The 951-nt window shown below is 33.1% G+C and carries 1 protein-coding gene; it reads right to left on the bottom strand.

What is annotated here, in order from left to right; all coding sequences use genetic code 11:
- Nucleotides 1-126 precede the first annotated feature (126 nt).
- A complete protein-coding gene (locus tag HF876_RS18710) occupies nucleotides 127-723 on the bottom strand; it encodes a hypothetical protein (RefSeq protein WP_169361558.1) in 597 nt (198 codons plus the stop codon).
- Nucleotides 724-951: the final 228 nt, after the last annotated feature.

Below are 951 nucleotides of genomic sequence, written 5' to 3'. Positions count from 1 at the left end.
AAATAAGGAAAAAGAGAAATTGAGTGAGCTCAATTTCTCTTTTTCCAATATTAGAAGCTAGTTTTGTCCCAGCCTCTATTTGATTAAAGCACACCGTTAGTGCAAGAAGACTTTTTGATAAATCCACTACTCAAGTTTAAAATTCATTATGCTTCTTCCCTCAACTACTTCTCCATCTTTCCATATGAATTCGAAAGCATATTGATTTCCAATCATTTCTTCATCAACTGTAATTGTTAACGGTGTATTTTCAGGAGACTTTTGTTTTCTACTCACTTCTTTTGAATCGTATTCATCGCTATTATCTACGTGTATTAAATGAATTTCTGTTGGTTGCGGTTTTAACGAACTCCAATCAATTTGAAGTTGATTACCAACTTCAACATCTCCACTATGGATAGTAGGATAATTGTAATGAATGAATTCATCACAGTTATTCCAACATACTTCTCCATAGGAATGGTCAAATGACAGGAATACTACATCCCCATCAGAAGATAAAAGGGATATAGAAGGAGAAGCAACACTCACAAAAACTGGAAGAAGTTTTTGTTCGTTTTCAAGAGCAACTTTTTCAGTCTGTGTTTTTTGAGTATTTTCTTGTTTAGATACTTGACTTTCATCTTCCTTCTTTTGGGACCCTTGGCTTTCATTTTTACAAGCGATTAAAACTACTGATAATAATAGAAAAAACAATATTAATATTAATATTGTTTTTTTCATTTCGAACCCCCTATTGCCTGTTATACCATAATTAATCCCTGTACCTGCTTACGACTTTGAAATTCTACTTTCATTTTTTATCCTCTTTTCCTTACTGTGTACTTAAACTAAACTGCGTCGTTAGTAAAAAAGGATCTACTTCTTATTGAAGTAAAGCACCCGTTAGTTCAACAAGCTCTATTAATCAACAACATTAGAGAGTACCTCACAATCACAGAATCCGCCTTG

The sequence above is a fragment of the Psychrobacillus sp. BL-248-WT-3 genome, assembly GCF_012843435.1.
Lineage (GTDB): Bacteria > Bacillota > Bacilli > Bacillales_A > Planococcaceae > Psychrobacillus.
The sequence above is the reverse complement of the archived record's forward strand: the minus strand, read 5'-3'. Positions and strand labels throughout refer to the sequence as shown.